This is a genomic window from Alitiscatomonas sp., assembly GCF_037242085.1.
GTDB classification, from domain to species: Bacteria; Bacillota; Clostridia; order Lachnospirales; family Lachnospiraceae; genus Alitiscatomonas; species Alitiscatomonas aceti.
Genome location: NZ_JAXXBR010000131.1, coordinates 1 through 18446, shown reverse-complemented (window position 1 = coordinate 18446; position 18446 = coordinate 1). Strand labels below are relative to the sequence as shown.

Here is an 18446-nt window from a genome sequence, read left to right as displayed (position 1 = left end):
TAACTAATGACATATCTTATATCAGTTTTTTGAGTTTACACAAAACTTGAAACGGTCTCAAAAATGTACGAAAAGGAGTATTGAACAAACATGGGAAAGGTATATGTAAAAAAAGAAAACACCCATAACAAGATAGAAATTGCGTTCAGAGAATTACTGTCCCAGAAGCCATTCAAGGATATTACCATAAATAATATCGTTGAAAAGGCAGGTATCAATCGTTCTACTTTTTATACTCATTTTCAAGATAAATATGAGCTTTTAAATGATATTTTACTGAGTGTCATGAATAAGATTTATGAAATGGTACATTTCGATTTTTTACTTATGGATGATGCCGCTTGTTTGAAATCATTAAAAGCAGATGTGAAGAACATTCTGCTATATATTAACAGCGAGAAGAAAGTCCTGAATGTGCAGAAACATTCCAAAAGAGCATTGTATAATAGGGATTTGATTCAGAAAGTGATAGATGTATTTATTCAGCGGCTGAATGAACCACCTTTATCTGAGATCAACCTGCCATTACAAAAGGAGTGTTTTGCAGTTTACTTTATAAACGGCCTTTTTTCTTCTATCGAGTACTGGACTGTAAATGAATTATTTGACGGTGAATTACTGCCGACTTCTATCGCTTTGGAGGACGCAGTGGATCAAATCACAAACGTCATACTACTGTCTTTCGCACGCAAGATAACTGAGCTCTAAACACGAGATCGCAAGCCAGTCTCCCTTTACTTATCGAAGCTCTCTATCACTGACGCAACTGACCCTTCAATGGTCTGCTCAAAAAGGGAAAGCAGTTCTTCCCGAGAACATGAGATAGTTCCGTCCAGCCAGCTTTTTATGATTGCCAGCATGGAAATGGTGTAACAATCGGATATAAGTTCGATGTTTTTTATCTCCAGAGAACTCCTTTTACACAAAGAGAGCAGATAGGACGCCATGCAACCCTTGATCTTTGCGTAAAACAGTTCCTCGATCCGATATCCCTGAGATGACCGTATCGCATTCAGGCAGATGACCTTGTTGGATTCCACATATTCCAACAGCTCGCCAATGTTAATGCTCCACTGGTGGTCAGATAAAGTGATCACACCGCCGAGATCCTGCTCGAACATCCATATAGCCGCCTCATAAATATCTTCAAAGTGATAGTAAAATGCTCTCCTGCTTACGCCGCACGCTTTGGTGATATCCGAGATCGTGACTCTGTCCAGTTTGATCGTTTTCATAAGTGATTTCAATGCGGAAACAAGCAGCATTTTGGTTTGATGGTTCAAAACGGAAGATGCCATGGTGTCCACTCCTTTCGTAGCTACTTCACAAAATAAGGTATCCTGTACATTTTGTTCATTTGCGCGAATCTGTTCATTGCCGCTGCTGTGGCGAGTCGATAGAATTGAAACATAGCCGCAGGAACGGCTATCCATTTCAAAAGTTGAATGAACGGAGGTATATAATGGATTATAAGCACACGCTCGACTATCTTGGTAATCAAGTGGAGTCTCCGCAGGACATCATTCCGAAAGGTATCCGCAGATGCGATGATCCTCTGCTCTGTATTCCCCGCGACCTGGCACTGCACTGGGGACCGCTCTACAAGAGCAATCACTACGGTGAATGGCACTATTTCAGTATGATTGGAAAGGAGGAAAACGGAGACGATTTCAGCCTGTTCTATGTGGTGCGGAGCACTGGTTGGTGTGAGCAGATCCACCGGCCCGGCTTTTACACCTTGTTCGGCTATGCCAACCTGACGAAGAAGAAATACTACAAAAACTTTGCTGTCCATATGGGCGAAGTAATTTCTGACGGGGATTTGGAAAGCACCGATGACAAATTCTTCTTTAAGTATGGTGTCGGGCAGCCCGCGGATAAAGGCGATTGGTTCTCTATGGAATATGCGCACAAGGATATGTGCTGGAAGATGCAGAGCCAATGCCACGGCGATGACAAAGGAAATGTGCCTTTTGCCATCAACGGCACCGCAAAAGTACTTGCCCCCGGTTATGTTCCTGCCTCGTACTGCGGCTTTGAGCTTGGCGGCTACGATGGTAATGCGCGGTACAATCCAGCTACTGCATACGGTATTACTTACTATATCATTGCCCCACGCTGCGAGTGGAATGTGGATGTTTTTGTGGACGGGGAAGTACATCACCTCAAGGGCACCGCATGGTATGAGCAGCAATATGGCAACTGCATGACAAAGGACAACTTCTTTACGCACTATGTTTATGGGCACTGCCGGCTGAAGAACGGCGATCTCTTCACTTACCGTCAAAACTATGGATGGACAAATGGCCGCTTCAGCGATCCTAAGCGCGACATCAACCGCTGGATGTACCTTGCCAGGCAGGGCGGCATGGATGTCCGTCTTGGTAAAGATGCGTTTTCCTATGAGATCATTGAAACATGGGAGAGTCCCCAGACTGGACTTGTTTTCCCGGTAAAGTTTCTGATGGACACCCCTATCGGCAGGCTGTGGGTCAATGTCAAAGGGTTCTATGGACAGGAACTGCAGCTCCACATCGGATCCATGTATGAGGTCCCATTGGAATTCCGCAAAAATGGACCTGAAGGCGAGGTCATTGGAGAGGGCTTTGGCGAGGCCATGAGTCTGGTCGCCTTTGCAGAAAACTCCCCCCTTACGAGCCTTGCAAACCAGCCTGATCAGGGCTATACACAGCCCGGCTGGTAAACATCAAATTAGACGGATACACAAACTCCCTCGGCAGAAATGACGGGGGAGTTTGCCATTTCTTATGCAGATGCCTTTAATTCCTGTATATTCTGCATACTGACAACGAACACCTCAATGCCCAAAAGAAACACATGATGTTTTATGGACGCAGAAGGATCTATCAGTAAGATCAACCCCAGTAGAAGTTCAATGCAACAATGTATCAGTTTTGAACGATATGGTGCCTTATGTATCCTGCGGTATAATACCTGATTGAGTTCTTCACTTCCTTTTACAAGGCTCAAAACACCCCATATTGCCCCAATAATAAAATCCGCATTGGAATAGTTGCATAATATCACACTGCCTAAGATGAGAAAAACGATCCCATTTGAGGTAAGCTTCGTCTCTTTCTCCTTATACTCTTCAGTCTTCCAACCGATCCATGTTTCAAATATGCCTTGTACGATCATCGTGATTCCAAGAGCGACGGGAAGAATACGGTAAATATGTTCTGTAAACACAACACAGCAGATTCCGAATACGGCCATAATATAAGATGTGATTTTGACAGCTCTGATACTGAAAAAGATTGGAAAGTCGACAGAATGCTGTGCCTTAGACCATGGAGTCTCCCTCATGATTTGCGCGAGCTGCTCTCTGAACCCATTCCTATGCACTCTCATTGTTCTTCACCTCCTGAAAAGTCCGCTGCTCGCGGAGGTCCGTTGCCTCTTTCATCAGCGCATACGCGGCAGAAGCGGCAGGCACCCCCAACAGCATCCCCAGGGGGCCGGCCAGGTTTCCTCCAATGGTAACGGCTGCAAGCACCCAGATGGCCGGCAGCTTGATTTTCGATCCTACCACCCTGGGATAGATGGCGTTTCCCTCCACTTGCTGCAGAATCAGCAGAAAGACTACAAATACTACCGCTTTGAAGGGATCCACGGTCAGGATCATGACGGCGCCCACAATCGTTCCCACAAAAGCGCCGACAATGGGGATCAGTGCGGTTACACCGACCAGCGCACCGATCATTGGCGCATACGGGATACGGAGGATCATCATCCCGATCATACAGAGCGTTCCCAGGATAATAGCTTCCGTAGCTTGTCCTGCAATGAACATCTTGAAGGTGCCGGAACATACAGATGCCACATGGATCAGGGTTTCGCTCAAGCGGTTTGGAAGCCAGACGCGAAGCAGACGGCAAGCCTGTGTTTTTAATTTTTTTTTTCCAGACAGAATATAGATGGCGAATACCAGTCCAATCACGAATGTAACGACTCCGCTTACCAGTGACCCTGCCGCACCCATTGCCCGACCCACCAGAGCGCCGCTCTCCTCCTTAAGCCAGCTCTCCAATTGGTTTTTCAAGCCCAGCCAATCGATTTTTCCCATAAAGTCGGCCAGTGGAGTCTGTGCCAAAGCGCTGGAATTGTCCAGAGCTGCCATCTGATCCAGCCCGTTACTAATGATCTCGACCAGCAATGTGATCGCGTTGAGCAGTTCCGGAAGGACAAGAAAGGCGACCCCGATAAAAATGCCAGAGATCAAGAGCAGGGACAGCAGAATCGCAAGCGGCCTCTTCCCGCGGTAAACCTTCCTTAAAGCCTTGCTTTCAATTACGCTCATGGGTGCATTCAAGACCAGCGCGAGAATACACCCAATCCACAGGGGCTTGGCCACCCCCATAAGCCAGAAAACAGCATTTGCGATATTCCCGATATGGCGAATGCCCAGATAAATTAAAATGCAGATTGAAATCACGCCGATACACCATTTCGCATCTTTGCGCCGATTTTCTGAATCATGAAACATAATGGTACCCCCCTTACATCAGCGGTGCAAACAAGCGCAGGATGTCTTGCAGCAGCCGCAGCATAAGATTTGCGCTGCACTCCTGTTCCGTAATCGGCTGGCATAGATGCAAGGTCTGCATGAAATCCTCCTTGACCTCCATCACACTGCTGCACTTATAGAGAACAGTCCCACATTCATAATGCAGGTATAGGCTGCGAAAATCCAGATTTGTTGTTCCGACTGTGGCGATCTGGTCGTCCGATACAAATGTTTTGGCGTGGATAAATCCACTGGTGTACTCGTAAATTTTGACACCGGCCTTGACCAGTTCCCGATAGTAGGAGCGGGTTGTCATGTGGACCAGCCATTTATCCCAGCGATGGGGCGTTACAATGCGCACATCCACACCGCTTTTTGCGGCCAGACACAGGGCGGACAATACGCTGTCGTCTACGATCAGGTAAGGCGTATTGATGTATACATAGTCTTTGGCACCGTTTATGATCTGGAGATAGACATGTTCCCCAACATTTTCTTCGTCCATGGGGCTGTCTGCATAGGGCTGAACATATCCCTCCGCCCTGATATCACAGGCTTCCTCCCGCCAGGGGGCAAAGCGTTCATACGGTTCATCCACATGGGTGCAGAGCTCCCACATCTGTAAAAACATCAAGGTAAAACTCCAGGCCGCCCTGCCTTTGAGCATGATCGCGGCGTCTTTCCAGTGCCCGTGTTTTTCGATAGCGTTGATGTACTCATCGGCCAGATTGATCCCACCGGTAAAGGCAACCTTTCCGTCGATCACCGTGATTTTCCGGTGGTCTCTGTTGTTCTGCTTTACAGTCAGAACGGGACGGAAGGGATTGAACACAGCGCATTCGATCCCGTACCTTTTTAATTGTTTCGGATAGTCCTTTGGGAGCGTGAGAAAGCAGCCCATATCATCATAGAGCAGTCTGACCTTCACCCCCTGCGCAGCCTTGCGTTTTAAGATACGCAGGATGCTGTCCCACATAACGCCTTCCTGCACGATAAAGTATTCCATAAAGATATACCGCTCCGCACGCTCCAGCTCCGTCAGCATCGCTTCCAGCTTTTTTTCGCCCGGCGTCAGATAGTGCGTCTCCGTATCTGCATAGATAGGAAAGCCGGAAAAGTGCTCCAGATACCGGATCTGAGTGCGGTGCTGCGGGAGCTGCTCCATAGCAGTGACATAGCAACTTCCGGAGCTGTCGTACAGGGCTTTCGCTTTTTCCTGCGTGTGTCGCACATTTTTTGAAAAGCGCCATTTGGATGCCTGAACGGTGGACAGCAGATACAGGAAACCGCCAAACAGGGGGACAGAGAGGATCAGGATGGACCATGCAGTTTTATAGGCTCCCTTGTCCTTCCGGGAAACAATGTAGAGCACGGCAGCGATGCTGATCAATGTCAGCAGATGGCTGAACCGCTGTGAAAACTGGCTGCCGTCCGTGACAATCCGGATCAGAAACCATACCTGCACGAGCAGCAAAAAAATTGTAAGCATCCGCCTGCGGAACAGTGAACGAAGCCAGCGTTGATGCATGATGATCTCCTCCTTTCCTACGTTGCACAGAATTATATACGCCGTCGGTATATGACTTGCGGCGGTTTACCGCTCATCTCCTTTTTTTTGGTCTTCCGTGGAAGAACTTCTGCTGGAACTTCTCTGGTACACATAGTACAGAGCGGCTGAAAGGACAGACAGTGTGACCGTCAGCAGAGCGGAGATCCAAAAGATCGGTGAACTGGGGTACCTCTGTGCTGCTTTTTGAACGATTTCCAATCCGAGGGCTTTTCCCATCCAATATGGGATAGTCAGAATGAGCAGGATGCCGGTAAAATTCAGCAAGAGTGCCATCCAAGTCGGAAACAGGTAGCCCGATGCAACTTCCAAAAAGATTAACGGGAAAAAAATTGTTGCGCTTTTGAGCGCGTATAGGAAAAGGAACAGAAAAAACGCTTTTTCCGGCTCCTGCGGCGTATATTCCAGCAGTGTTTCGATGGAAATACCGCCGCTTGCAAGCAGCCCGCACATTGCTGCCAACAGGCAGAGCACAAGAATCTTGTTTTTCTGCATAGGCACTTTCTCCAAAGCAGGGCGTCGTTCGGTTATCTCCTGGTATTTGAAAACAAAGCATTGGGCTATCTATCTGATGTCACAATGAATTATGCCCTGTCAAGAAAAGAATTGACGAACAAATCATTTTCGCTTTATAATAGCATTAAATATACATAACTTGGCGCTTGCATTGGATGGAAGGAGGAGATGTCATGGCTGATTCCAATATCACAAAGCGCGCGCTTGCCGGCGCATTGAGAGAACTCATGATGGACGTTCCCTTTGATAAGATCCGGGTGGCTCATATCTGTGAGCGGTGCGACATGAACCGGAAGAGTTTTTACTATCATTTCAAGGATAAGTACGACCTCCTCAACTGGATCTTTGACACGGACTTTATTGCCTTTGTTCGAAAACTTTCGGATTCACAGTCCCTTGAGCAGCGCGTAGATGAACTGCGAGAGGTCTGCGACTACTTTTATAACAACAGGGACTTTTACCGTAAGGCATTAAAAATTGAAGGTCAAAACTCGTTTTCCGAGCATTTTCGGGAATATATTATTCCATTCTTGAAGGATAAGCTTTCTTACTATCTGCTCGGTGAAAACCCGGATGACTTTGCACTTAACTTTTTTACAGATGCTGCGGTTTCCACCATCGAGAGATGGCTTGCGGATAAAAATTGTATGCGTCCGGATGAATTTGTGGATAAACTGATGCATCTTCTCAGCCGAAGCGCAGAGGCGCTCAACCGGGAACTGAATCATACTGAATGATACCAAGCAGGGTGGCCGCAAGCCACCCTGCTTTTTACGGCTGGCAAACTGGCTCCGCTCCCCTCCAAAGCGGAAAGATCGCCATTAAAACAGCAGAAGCTTCTCTCCCGCCTGATAGCCTTTTTCATATAACGCCCGAAGTGCTTCCGCATTCCGGCTCAGTGTGCTGATTCCGCAGGTATCATCTGGAGAGACATGGCTTATGATCCATACAATAATCAAGCACACCGGCGGCAAATATGCCCCGAAATCCGCCGCCCACATCGATTACGCCCAATGTTTCCTTCATATCAGTTGCTTGGCCTCTTTGGGGCAGGCATGGGACAGTATATCAGGCAGCCTGCTTTGAAACAGGTTGTCCTGTGCTCGGCCTGAGTTGGTTTCCCAGTCACACAGGTAGCCGTCTTTGTTGAAATAAATCGAGCATCCGTCGCCGGAAATGATGGAGTCGATGGTTTGACTATCCTGCTGAAGCTCCAGAAGAATGGTCTGGTAGGTCTGTTCCCTGCGGGCCCGTGTAACTGCTTGATAGACAAGCCGCCGCAGTTCTTTCGGACAGGTCTCACCTGGCAGCAGGACAGTGAACATGGGAGTGAGTTCCTGGGCATTGAAAAACAGATCTTCATTCAAGATCACTTCCATATCCCTCTGTCCATATGAATACCATACAGAATACAGAAGTTCCCGATCCTGAAGCGCGGTGATCCGGCTGGCGTTTTTTTTGTCATAACGGACAACAAGCATCGTGTGATAAAGGTCTTCCGCCTCATCCAGAAACGCATCCGTCAAATCACTGCCCTCACAAAAAAGGCAAAAGGCGCTGTCAGGATGTGCCTTTACCAGAGGGAGAACCGACTGTGCACAGCAAGTGGGAAACAGCATCCAGGTAAATATCCCCAGCTGTTCGCCGTCATGGATCAGAGTGTCATACTGTTCGCGGTGTTCCTCCAATGCTCCGGGTTCTGTTTGGAGAGACAGTGACCATGGGATATTGCAGTTCATGGTTTCCTCGTAGCTGCGGATCTGTCGCGCACCTTCCGTACATCCATTGTATCCAAGATTCATTCCAAAGGTATAAAGCCGCTCTATGTCTGTGTGCAGGACGGTGTTTCTTATCAGATCATAGTAAGCACTCTTTTCATTTTGCAGCATGCTCTGTGCGATTGTAAAAAAATTCTTCTGGAAGCGTCCCTCAGAAAATTGAAGCGCCATATCGATCAAATTTCTAACGCCGCGCTCAGGATCATTCCGGATGCTTTTCAGTGCATTTCTGACGACTGTCTCCACCAGAAGGCGGGACATATTTTTTGTCATTGTGTTTGCTCCTTTCCTAGTGAGATATATACAATCTGACTTCATAAAAATCATACGGGCTGATATACCCACGGGCAAGGGACAGATCTTCTCTGGCGTCGAAAAATGTAACTCCTTTGCCGCTGCGTCATAATTTGAGACTTGCATACCCCTATGTCCAATGACATTAGGCATCATCTTTTTTATACTTTTCTCAAAGCTCGACAAGGAGGTTATGCAATGATCGAAAAAGTCAACCCTAGTCATCCGGACAAACTGGCAGACAGAATTGCCGGTGCCATCGTAGATCTGGCCTATATCAAAGAGCCCGATCCCAAAATCGCCGTAGAGGTTCTAATCGGGCACAGACAATGTCATGTGGTAATCGAGACATCTTCCCCTCTGGAGCCTTATGAAATCAGCAAGATCGTTCATCGAATCGGCGGAAATGTACAGACAGATATCCGTCTCGTTCCCCAGGATACGCATCTGGCGGCCAATCAGCGCGTTGGGCTGCGCTGCGGTGATAACGGTATCTTTAAGGGAATGCCGCTGACCCGGGAGCAGAAACAGCTCTCTGATATCGCACATCAGATTTACGCAAAATACCCGGCGGACGGCAAATATATTCTGGACGGTGACAGGCTGATCATCTGCCAGAGCAACGCCTCTTCCGCCGAGCTGCGCCGGGAGCATCCTGGAGCCGAGATCAATCCCCTGGGGGACTGGACGGGCGGCACGGATACAGACACCGGCGCGACCAACCGTAAGCTGGGGTCAGATATGGCGGATTCCGTTACGGGCGGCGGAATTCACGGGAAGGATCTCTCCAAGGCGGATGTCTCGGCAAATATCTACGCATTTCTGAAGGCGCAAAAAACGGGCCAGCCTGTTGAGTTGTGCTGCGCTATTGGAGACACTGAAATCGATGGCATTCCCTATCCGGAGATCGTTGCAGTGGCCCGTGACTATATTCAGTCCGTGGGTGGCTTTGAAAAACTCGCCGAATGGGGCCTGTTTTAATTCCATAATCATGTAAAGGAGTGTTCAATCTATGGGCAACACAGTAAGAGAAAGCATGCAGAATTTTGCAGTCAGTCAGGCGCTGAAATACATTGAGGGAAACCCCGAAGAGAATATCCCGAAGCTGATGGCGCTGGTAGATAAGTTTACACCTACTGACTGGTATGCGACACAGCGCGACGCTATCCGTAATGTCATTGAAGAAAAGAATAACTGGTATCAGCTCATTTTGAAGATCTATGACCTGGATCCCGGCGTTCGCAAGGCGTTTTTCCAGAACTTCCTGTTCAATGCCAGCCTGAAGGGCAGCTCCATTCAGGATGAGACGACACAAGCAGAAGGCTGCAATGTTCCCTGGGCTATTCTGCTTGATCCCACCTCGGCCTGCAATCTGCACTGCACCGGCTGTTGGGCTGCGGAATATGGGCATAAGCTCAACCTCAGTCTGGAGGACATCGATTCCATCGTCCGGCAGGGCAAGCAGTTGGGAACCTATATGTACATCTATACAGGCGGAGAGCCCCTTGTGCGCAAAAATGACCTGATCAGGCTGTGCGAAATGCACCCGGACTGCGAATTTTTGTCCTTTACCAACGGCACGCTGATCGATGAGGCGTTCTGTCAGGAAATGCTGCGTGTAAAGAACTTTGTTCCGGCCATCAGCCTGGAGGGCTTTGAAGAGGCAAACGACTCCCGCCGCGGGGAAGGGGTCTACCAAAAGGTCGCACACGCTATGGAACTGCTGAAAGCCCATCATTTGCCCTTCGGCATCTCCACCTGCTATACCAGCCGCAACTGGGAAGATATCAGCAGCGAAAAGTTCTTTGACTATATGATCGATAACGGCGCTATGTTCTGCTGGTTCTTCCACTACATGCCGGTGGGAAACTCCGCCGTGACAGAACTGCTGCCCACACCGGAACAGCGGGAAGCCGTTTATCACCGTATCCGCGCCTTCCGTCAGACTAAGCCCATCTTTACCATGGATTTCCAGAACGACGCCGAGTATGTGGGCGGCTGCATTGCTGGCGGACGCCGCTATCTGCATATCAACGCCAAGGGTGATGTGGAGCCCTGTGTATTCATTCACTACTCCAATGCCAACATCCACGAGGTTTCCTTGCTGGACGCTCTCAAAAGCCCGCTGTTTATGGCCTACCACGACCAGCAGCCCTTCAACGAGAATATGCTGCGTCCCTGTCCCATGCTGGAAAATCCGGAAAAACTCCGTCAGATGGTAGCCGAGACAGGGGCGGTCAACACTGATTATGAAAGTCCTGAGAGTGCTGACCATCTCTGCGATAAGACGACTCCCTATGCAGAGAACTGGAAAGAAACTGCCGATAAACTTTGGCATGGCTGCAGCGGCTGCTCTGGCTGCCAGCAGGGAGTGTAAGGGGCATGGCGGCCTATCGGATTTTCACGGATGCCACGGCGGACATGCCGGGGTTCTCCACAGCAGGGCTCCCGCCTGTGGTCACGATCCCAATGCAGGTCGAGGTCAATGGACAGGAGTTTATCTATGGCCCCGACGGGGATCTATCCGTGAATATGTTTTATCAGATGCAGCGATCTGGAAAATTTGCCCACACAACGCAGGTCAGTCCATCGGTTTATTTTGAATATTTCACACCGTATCTGTGTCAGGGAATCGATATTCTGTACTTGTGCTTCTCCTCTGGTATGTCCGGCACATTTCAATCCGCAAATTTATGCATGGAGGAATTGAAGCATGAGTATCCGGAGCGTACTATCCTATGTATTGATACGCTGTGCGCATCTGTCGGAGAGGGCTTTCTTGTCTGGGAGGCCGCCAGAAAGCAGGCAGAAGGAGCATCCCTGAGTGAGCTGGCCGCCTGGGTGAGCGAACACCGGCTTCAGGTATGCCACTGGTTCACTGTGGATACCTTTGAGCATCTGCGGCACGGCGGCCGGGTGTCTTCGGCGGCGGCAGTGATGGGGACAGCTCTGCAGATTAAACCCCTGCTGTACGTGGACGAGCAGGGTTGCCTACAAGTAAAGCAAAAACTCCGCGGACGGAAAAAGGCGATTGCAGAGCAGTTGTTACATATGGAGCGGGAGTGGATGCCGGAACTGGGCAAGCAGGTTTTTATTGGACACGGCGATGATTTGCAGGCCGCCCAGCAGCTCCGGGAGGCGGTCATTGCCCGTTTTCCAGAGGCAGAAATCGCCATTGCCGACATCGGGCCGATCATCGGCGCTCACACCGGACCCGGCATGCTTGCCCTGATTTATTGGGGACACGGCCGGTAAGCAGCCATGGAGGGGATTCAAGTGGAAAAGAGATATAATATGAGCAAACTGGACCGGCATTCCGGCAATATCATCATGTGTGTGACAGAAGGCGTTGTGGGCATTCTGCTCCTGATCGATCCAAGGGCGTTCACAGGGGGCATTATCATTCTGTTCGGTGTCCTGCTGGTCTTGAATGGGGTGAGGGGGGGCGTCCATTATTGGCGGACCGATCCCGAGACGGCAGCCCGGCAAAACTCCCTTACCCTGGGCCTTACCTCTATGCTGGCAGGACTATTCTGTATCTTTCAATGCAAATGGTTTCTGGACGTGTTCCCAGATCTCCCTGTTTTTTACGGTCTTGTGATCCAGCTGTTCAGTATCAGTAAGATCCAATGGGGGATCGACCTGTTCCGCAGCGGGCACCGGTATTGGTATATCACCTTGATTGGAGCGCTGATCTCTCTTGTCCTTGCTGCAGTCGTCCTCGTCGATCCCTTTTCAGCAGCCGCTTCCTTATGGAAGTTTGCCGCGGTTTCTTTGATCGCAGAAGCCGTTCTGGATGTCATTTCCTTTCTGATAAGCCGAATTTGAAAAAGACAAAGCTTCCGGTCCTCGGACTACGCCTCATAAGGACATCTTGAAATTTACCCAGGCATAATCGATTAAAAATCCAGAAAAAACTCTTGACAAATCTTCTTCCAGGACGTACCATAGGCAATATAATTTGAATATCAAAATATTTGAAACCAAAAACAAAATTCGACAAGGACAGAGTATGAAAGCCAGAATTGCAGGAATCGGCGCGTATGCACCGGAGAGAGTCGTGACCAACGACCAGCTATCAGAGATCGTGGATACCAGCGATGAGTGGATCAGAAGCCGCACCGGCATATCGGAACGGCGGATCTCCACAGGGGAGACCACCAGGGACCTGGCGGCGGAGGCGGCCAGGCGGGCGTTAAAGGCCGCGGGCGTGGATGCCCGGGAGCTGGACATCATCATCCTGGGAACCTCGTCGCCGGATAACAATTATCCCAGCGACGCATGCAGCGTCCAGGCCATGATCGGCGCGGAAAACGCCGTGGCCTTTGATATTTCGGCGGCCTGCGCGGGATTTATCTTCGCCATGAACATCGTCCATGGATTTTTCCAGGCGGGGATCTATAAGACGGCCCTGATCATCGGAGCCGAGACCTTAAGCAAGGTGACGGACTGGACGGACCGGGGAACCTGCGTGCTGTTTGGAGACGGAGCCGGGGCGGCAGTCCTAAAGGCAGAGGAAACGGGAGTCGTGGATATGCTCATGGGTTCCGACGGGACGAAGGGGCCGGTCCTTTCCTGCACCTCCAGGACCCTGGGAAATTTCCTTACGGGGACCAGGCCGGAGCTGGGGCTCATGACTATGGACGGTCAGGAGGTATTCCGGTTCGCAGTGAAAAAGGTACCCGAGAGCATTGAGATCCTTCTGGAACGGAATCATATTTCCAGGGAGGAGATCAAGTACTATGTGCTCCACCAGGCCAACGAGAGGATCGTAGAGGCAGCCGCCAGACGGTTAAAGGAGCCCATGGAGAAGTTCCCCATGACAATCAGTAAATATGGAAACACCTCTTCGGCTTCCATTCCGCTGCTTTTAAATGATATGGCGGAAAAAAATATGCTTCAGCCGGGAGATAAGATTATTTTGTCCGGGTTCGGCGCAGGGATGACCTGGGGAGCCGTACTCATGGAATGGTAAAAAATCAAAAAGAAAAAAAGGAGATCATGACCATGTTAGAAAGAATGAAAGAGATCATCGCAGAGCAGTTAAACACAGACGCAGCAGCCATCACAGAGGAATCCTCCTTTAAGGATGACCTGGGAGCCGATTCCCTGGATCTGTTTGAGATGGTAATGGCCCTGGAGGACGAGTATTCTGTGGAGATCCCGGCAGAGGATCTTCAGAATCTGCTGACTGTGGGAGATGTAATGAAGTATTTAAAGGATAAGGGCGTAGAATAAGCCGCAGAGCGGTCGAAAAGGGTTGAAAACGGAATGAAAACTAGAATCACAGAATTGTTGGGAATTGAATATCCGGTCATCCAGGGCGGAATGGCCTGGGTGGCGGAGCATCATCTGGCAGCGGCCGTTTCTGAGGCCGGAGGCCTGGGACTGATCGGCGGCGCCAACGCGCCGGGCGAGGTGGTCCGCCAGGAGATACGGAAGGCCAGGGAGCTGACGAAAAAGCCCATCGGCGTCAACATCATGCTCATGAGCCCCTACGCCGATGAGGTGGCAAAGGTGGTCGTGGAGGAAGGCGTCCAGGTGGTGACTACCGGGGCCGGGAATCCTGGAAAGTACATGAAGATGTGGAAGGACGCCGGGATCGTAGTGATCCCTGTGGTGGCTTCCGTGGCCCTTGCAAAGCTCATGGAGCGGGGCGGCGCTGACGCCGTTGTGGCAGAGGGCACCGAGTCCGGCGGCCATATCGGCGAGGCCACCACCATGACCCTGGTTCCCCAGGTGGCAGACGCGGTCAGCATTCCGGTGATCGCCGCCGGAGGCATCGGAGACGGACGCGGCATCGCGGCGGCCTTCATGCTGGGAGCGGAGGCGGTCCAGATGGGAACGCGGTTCGTGGTGGCAAAGGAGTCCATCGTCCATGAAAATTATAAGAAGCGGGTCATCGGGGCCAAGGACATCGACTCCGCCGTCACAGGCAGGAGCCACGGCCATCCGGTGCGCTGCTTAAGAAACCAGATGACCAGACAGTATGTGAAGCTGGAGGAAGAGGGAAAGAGCTTTGAGGAGCTGGAGTATCTGACCCTGGGCGGCCTCAGAAAGGCAGTCATGGACGGCGATGTGACCGACGGCGTGGTCATGGCCGGACAGATCGCAGGTATGGTGAAAAAGGAACAGACCTGTAAGGAAATGATCGAAGAGATGATGGAGCAGGCAGAAAAGCTGCTGGCAAGATAAAGGCGGGAGAACAAATGGGAAAGACGGCGTTTATTTTTCCGGGACAGGGCGCGCAGGTCTGCGGCATGGGCCAGGATTTTTATGAACATACAGAGACGGGACGGAAAATTTTTGACCAGGCTTCAGAGCTTCTGGGATTTTCCATGCCAGAGCTTTGCTTTGAAAAAAACGACCGGCTGGATATCACAGAGTATACCCAGGCGGCCATGGTGACAGTGAGCGTTGCCATGTTAAAGGTCATGGAGGAGCAGGGCTTCCGGCCGGATGTGACGGCTGGCTTAAGCCTTGGAGAATACTGCGCCCTGGCAGCTTCCGGCGTTATGACTCCGGAGGACGCCATCCTTACGGTGCGCCGCCGGGGCATCCTCATGCAGGAGGCCGTTCCCGCCGGGATCGGGGGAATGAGCGCTGTCCTGGGGATGAACGCAGAGGCCATCGACCAGGTCGTGGATCCCATAGACGGAGTCCAGGTGGCGAATTATAACTGTCCGGGACAGATCGTTATTTCCGGAAGTCTGGAAGCAGTGGCACAGGCCGCAGAGCAGTTAAAGGCGGCAGGAGCCAGAAGAGTCCTGCCGTTAAACGTCAGCGGCCCCTTCCATTCCGCACTCCTTAAGGAAGCTGGAGAAAAGCTTGGGAAATTCCTGGAAAATGTGAAGCTGTCGGATCCCGTGATCCCCTATGCGGCCAATGTGACCGCAGAATATGTGACCCGGGCTGAGGAGGTAAAGCCTCTGCTGGAAAGACAGGTGTATTCTTCTGTAAAATGGCAGCAGAGTGTGGAGCGGATGATCGCAGACGGCGTGGACCGGTTCGTGGAGATCGGCCCTGGAAAGACCCTGACCGGTTTTGTGAAAAAGATCAGCCGGGATGTGAAGGCCGTTAATATTGAAAAGCTGGACGATCTGGAAAAGTTAAAGGAACTGTAATAGGAGGCGGACCATGGATTTAAGCGGAAAAATTGCTCTGGTGACAGGGGCTGGAAGAGGCATCGGGCGTCAGATCGCGCTGACCCTGGCTGGATACGGAGCCACAGTGATCGTAAATTACAATGGCTCTAAGGAAAAGGCAGAAGAGACAGTGAAGGAGATCGGGGAAAACGGCGGCCAGGCGGAGGCCATCCAGTGCAGTGTGGCAGATTTTTCCCAGTCCAGGGAGCTGATCGACACTATCATAAAGAAATACGGGCGGCTGGATATTTTAGTCAATAACGCCGGGATCACCAGGGATAATCTGATCATGAAAATGTCGGAGGACGATTTTGACGCGGTGGTCGCCACTAATCTGAAGGGGGCGTTCAACTGTGTGAAGCACGTTTCCCGCCAGATGCTAAAGCAGAGGAGCGGCCGGATCATCAATATCTCCTCGGTTTCAGGCGTTATGGGGAATGCAGGCCAGGCCAATTACTGCGCCTCCAAGGCGGGTCTCATCGGCCTTACAAAATCCGTGGCCAGGGAGCTGGGAAGCCGCGGGATCACGTCCAACGCAGTGGCTCCCGGTTTTATCCATACAGAAATGACAGACGTTCTGCCCGATGATGTGAAAAAGGCCATGGGGGACCAGATCCCCTTAAAACGGTTCGGGGAGACGCAGGATGTGGCGGAGGCAGTGGCCTTCCTGGCATCCGACGGGGCAGCATATATCACCGGCCAGGTCCTCCAGGTGGACGGCGGCATGGCCATGTAGGAGTCAGTGTGACAAAAAGGAGAGCAAGAGAATGAACAGAGTTGTAGTAACTGGCATGGGCGCCATCACCCCCATTGGAAACGATGTGGATACGTTCTGGAACAGCTTAAAGCAGGGAACGGTGGGCATCGGGCCCATCACCAGCTTTGATACAGCAGATTATAAAGTAAAGCTGGCGGCAGAGGTGAAGGATTTTGACCCGAAGCAGTATATGGATCCCAAGGCTGCCAGAAGAATGGAGCGGTTCTCCCAGCTGGCTGTGGCCGCGTCAAAGCAGGCCTTAGAGGATGCGGGAATTGATATGGAAAAAGAGGATCCCTACCGGGTGGGCGTCTGCGTCAGCTCCGGCATCGGCAGCCTCCAGGCCATTGAACGGGAGTATCAGAAGCTTCTGGAAAAAGGGCCGGGACGGATCAATCCCCTTCTGGTGCCGTTAATGATCAGCAACATGGCCGCCGGAAACGTGTCCATCCAGTTTGGTTTAAAGGGCAAGAGCCTGAATGTGGTGACGGCCTGCGCCACCGGGACCCACTCCATCGGAGAGGCCATGCGGGCCATCCAGCACGGAGAGGCAGAGGTCATGGTGGCCGGGGGCACGGAAAGCTCCATTACTCCCATTGGTGTGGCCGGCTTCACAAGCCTGACGGCTCTTTCCACAGCGGAGGATCCTCTGCGGGCCTCCATTCCCTTTGATGCAGAGCGCGGCGGCTTCGTCATGGGCGAAGGCGCAGGCGTCGTGGTGCTGGAATCCCTGGAGCACGCAAAGGCCCGGGGCGCAAGGATCTACGCGGAGTTAGCGGGCTATGGGGCCACCAGCGACGCCTATCATATCACCTCTCCGGCAGAGGACGGCAGCGGGGCTGCAAAGGCCATGGAATACGCTATGAAGGACGCCGGAGTAAAGCCGGAGCAGATCGATTATGTCAATGCCCACGGCACAGGCACCCACCACAATGACCTGTTTGAGACGAAGGCCGTCAAGCTGGCCCTGGGAGACCAGGCATACAAAACAAGGATCAGCTCCACCAAGTCCATGGTGGGCCATCTGCTGGGAGCAGCCGGAGGCGTGGAGTTCATCGCCTGTGTGAAATCCATTGAAGACAGCTTTGTCCATGAGACAGCGGGCCTTCGCACTCCGGATCCGGAATGTGACCTGGACTATGTAATGGGCGGCGGCGTTTCCATGGATGTGGATTGTGCGATCTCCAATTCCCTGGGCTTTGGCGGTCACAACGCCAGCCTGGTTGTAAAGAAGTTTGAAGAATAGGAGTGAAGGCCATGGAGATCAAGGATGTCATCGAACTGATCAAAGCCGTTTCAGACAATGGGCTGACGGGCTTTAAGATCGAGCAGGGCGATACGAAGATCGTCATTAAAAAGGAGCAGCCGGCGGTCATCCAGGCGGTTCCGGCGCTGGCTGGATGCCAGCCGGCCGATGGAGCCGTGCCCCAGACCGTCCAGACCGTTTCCGGAATGCCGTTAAACGGGAGCCAGGGCAGTCCTGCTCCGCAGACGGATACGGCTGTATCTGACCGGGTTGTTGCCTGTCCTCTGGTGGGAACGTTTTATTCCTCTCCGGCTCCGGATGCCGAGGACTTTGTAAAGGTCGGAGACCATGTGAAAAAAGGCCAGGTCATCGGGATCGTGGAGGCCATGAAGCTGATGAATGAGATCGAATCCGAGTATGACGGCGTGGTGGAGGCCATCCTTGTGAAAAACGAGGAGACCGTGGAATACGGCCAGCCGCTTTTCAGGATCCGTTAAACAACAGGAGGCAGAGATATGCTGGGAATTAAGGAAATCAAGGAGATCATCCCCCACCGCCATCCATTTCTTCTGGTGGACTGCATCGAGGAGCTGGAGCCGGGCGTGCGGGCTGTTG

At 51.3% G+C, this 18446-nt stretch carries 20 protein-coding genes and 1 pseudogene; 15 read left to right on the top strand and 6 right to left on the bottom strand.

Going from position 1 to position 18446, the window contains the following annotated elements; genetic code table 11:
- Positions 1-90 precede the first annotated feature (90 nt).
- Positions 91-708, top strand: coding sequence for a TetR/AcrR family transcriptional regulator (locus tag WIH05_RS13125; protein WP_337425494.1), 618 nt, complete (start codon positions 91-93; stop codon positions 706-708).
- Between the two features lie 26 nt (positions 709-734).
- Here the strand turns inward: WIH05_RS13125 and WIH05_RS13120 are convergent, their stop codons facing one another.
- The gene (locus WIH05_RS13120; protein ID WP_337425493.1) at positions 735-1298 is read right to left on the bottom strand and encodes a TetR/AcrR family transcriptional regulator; all 564 of its coding nucleotides are present in this window, start codon (positions 1296-1298) and stop codon (positions 735-737) included.
- 164 nt (positions 1299-1462) lie between these two features.
- Between WIH05_RS13120 and WIH05_RS13115 the strand changes: the two genes are divergently transcribed.
- Positions 1463-2704: a hypothetical protein gene (locus WIH05_RS13115; protein WP_337425492.1), complete on the top strand. Its 1242-nt coding sequence runs from the start codon at positions 1463-1465 to the stop codon at positions 2702-2704.
- A gap of 62 nt (positions 2705-2766) precedes the next feature.
- Here the strand turns inward: WIH05_RS13115 and WIH05_RS13110 are convergent, their stop codons facing one another.
- The 4 genes from WIH05_RS13110 to WIH05_RS13095 form a co-directional block, all read right to left on the bottom strand.
- A complete protein-coding gene (locus tag WIH05_RS13110; RefSeq protein ID WP_337425491.1) occupies positions 2767-3372 on the bottom strand; it encodes a DUF308 domain-containing protein in 606 nt (201 codons plus the stop codon).
- Entirely contained in the window at positions 3359-4507 is a 1149-nt protein-coding gene (locus WIH05_RS13105) for an AI-2E family transporter (protein WP_337425490.1), read from the bottom strand. The genes WIH05_RS13110 and WIH05_RS13105 overlap by 14 nt, the downstream gene beginning before the upstream one ends.
- Before the next feature lie 13 nt (positions 4508-4520).
- Positions 4521-6056 (bottom strand): cardiolipin synthase, encoded by a 1536-nt coding sequence (gene cls / locus WIH05_RS13100; protein ID WP_337425489.1) that lies wholly within the window; start codon positions 6054-6056, stop codon positions 4521-4523.
- A gap of 66 nt (positions 6057-6122) precedes the next feature.
- Positions 6123-6590: a hypothetical protein gene (locus tag WIH05_RS13095; protein WP_337425488.1), complete on the bottom strand. Its 468-nt coding sequence runs from the start codon at positions 6588-6590 to the stop codon at positions 6123-6125.
- A gap of 194 nt (positions 6591-6784) precedes the next feature.
- Between WIH05_RS13095 and WIH05_RS13090 the strand changes: the two genes are divergently transcribed.
- On the top strand, positions 6785-7348 hold the full coding sequence (locus tag WIH05_RS13090; protein WP_337425487.1) for a TetR/AcrR family transcriptional regulator C-terminal domain-containing protein: 564 nt from the start codon (positions 6785-6787) through the stop codon (positions 7346-7348).
- A 285-nt stretch (positions 7349-7633) separates the two neighbouring features.
- Here WIH05_RS13090 and WIH05_RS13085 read toward each other — a convergent pair whose 3' ends face one another.
- Complete coding sequence (locus tag WIH05_RS13085; RefSeq protein ID WP_337425486.1) at positions 7634-8662, bottom strand: hypothetical protein; 1029 nt, start codon at positions 8660-8662, stop codon at positions 7634-7636.
- Positions 8663-8881: 219 nt separating this feature from the next.
- On the opposite strand from WIH05_RS13085, the gene WIH05_RS13080 reads away from it, so the two are divergent.
- From WIH05_RS13080 to WIH05_RS13025, 12 genes and pseudogenes are all read left to right on the top strand, one after another.
- Positions 8882-9664 carry an S-adenosylmethionine synthetase N-terminal domain-containing protein gene (locus WIH05_RS13080; RefSeq protein ID WP_337425485.1) on the top strand — a complete coding sequence of 261 codons (783 nt, stop codon included), beginning with the start codon at positions 8882-8884 and terminating at the stop codon, positions 9662-9664.
- Positions 9665-9695: 31 nt separating this feature from the next.
- Positions 9696-11060 carry a radical SAM protein gene (locus WIH05_RS13075; RefSeq protein ID WP_337425484.1) on the top strand — a complete coding sequence of 455 codons (1365 nt, stop codon included), beginning with the start codon at positions 9696-9698 and terminating at the stop codon, positions 11058-11060.
- A gap of 5 nt (positions 11061-11065) precedes the next feature.
- Positions 11066-11938: a DegV family protein gene (locus tag WIH05_RS13070; protein WP_337425483.1), complete on the top strand. Its 873-nt coding sequence runs from the start codon at positions 11066-11068 to the stop codon at positions 11936-11938.
- 21 nt (positions 11939-11959) lie between these two features.
- Complete coding sequence (locus tag WIH05_RS13065) at positions 11960-12511, top strand: DUF308 domain-containing protein (RefSeq protein ID WP_337425482.1); 552 nt, start codon at positions 11960-11962, stop codon at positions 12509-12511.
- Positions 12512-12695: 184 nt separating this feature from the next.
- Positions 12696-13658 (top strand): beta-ketoacyl-ACP synthase III, encoded by a 963-nt coding sequence (locus WIH05_RS13060; protein ID WP_337425481.1) that lies wholly within the window; start codon positions 12696-12698, stop codon positions 13656-13658.
- A 32-nt stretch (positions 13659-13690) separates the two neighbouring features.
- On the top strand, positions 13691-13921 hold the full coding sequence (gene acpP, locus WIH05_RS13055; protein ID WP_022272955.1) for an acyl carrier protein: 231 nt from the start codon (positions 13691-13693) through the stop codon (positions 13919-13921).
- Positions 13922-13954: 33 nt separating this feature from the next.
- Positions 13955-14878 carry an enoyl-[acyl-carrier-protein] reductase FabK gene (gene fabK, locus WIH05_RS13050; protein WP_215654495.1) on the top strand — a complete coding sequence of 308 codons (924 nt, stop codon included), beginning with the start codon at positions 13955-13957 and terminating at the stop codon, positions 14876-14878.
- Between the two features lie 14 nt (positions 14879-14892).
- Complete coding sequence (gene fabD / locus WIH05_RS13045; protein ID WP_022272957.1) at positions 14893-15807, top strand: ACP S-malonyltransferase; 915 nt, start codon at positions 14893-14895, stop codon at positions 15805-15807.
- A gap of 13 nt (positions 15808-15820) precedes the next feature.
- Positions 15821-16564, top strand: coding sequence for a 3-oxoacyl-[acyl-carrier-protein] reductase (gene fabG, locus WIH05_RS13040; RefSeq protein WP_022272958.1), 744 nt, complete (start codon positions 15821-15823; stop codon positions 16562-16564).
- Positions 16565-16595: 31 nt separating this feature from the next.
- Positions 16596-17831 (top strand): beta-ketoacyl-ACP synthase II, encoded by a 1236-nt coding sequence (fabF, locus tag WIH05_RS13035; protein ID WP_337425480.1) that lies wholly within the window; start codon positions 16596-16598, stop codon positions 17829-17831.
- Between the two features lie 11 nt (positions 17832-17842).
- Positions 17843-18328 (top strand): acetyl-CoA carboxylase biotin carboxyl carrier protein, encoded by a 486-nt coding sequence (gene accB / locus WIH05_RS13030; RefSeq protein ID WP_215654492.1) that lies wholly within the window; start codon positions 17843-17845, stop codon positions 18326-18328.
- Between the two features lie 18 nt (positions 18329-18346).
- A pseudogene (locus WIH05_RS13025) lies at positions 18347-18446 on the top strand (3-hydroxyacyl-[acyl-carrier-protein] dehydratase FabZ); the annotation flags it as partial.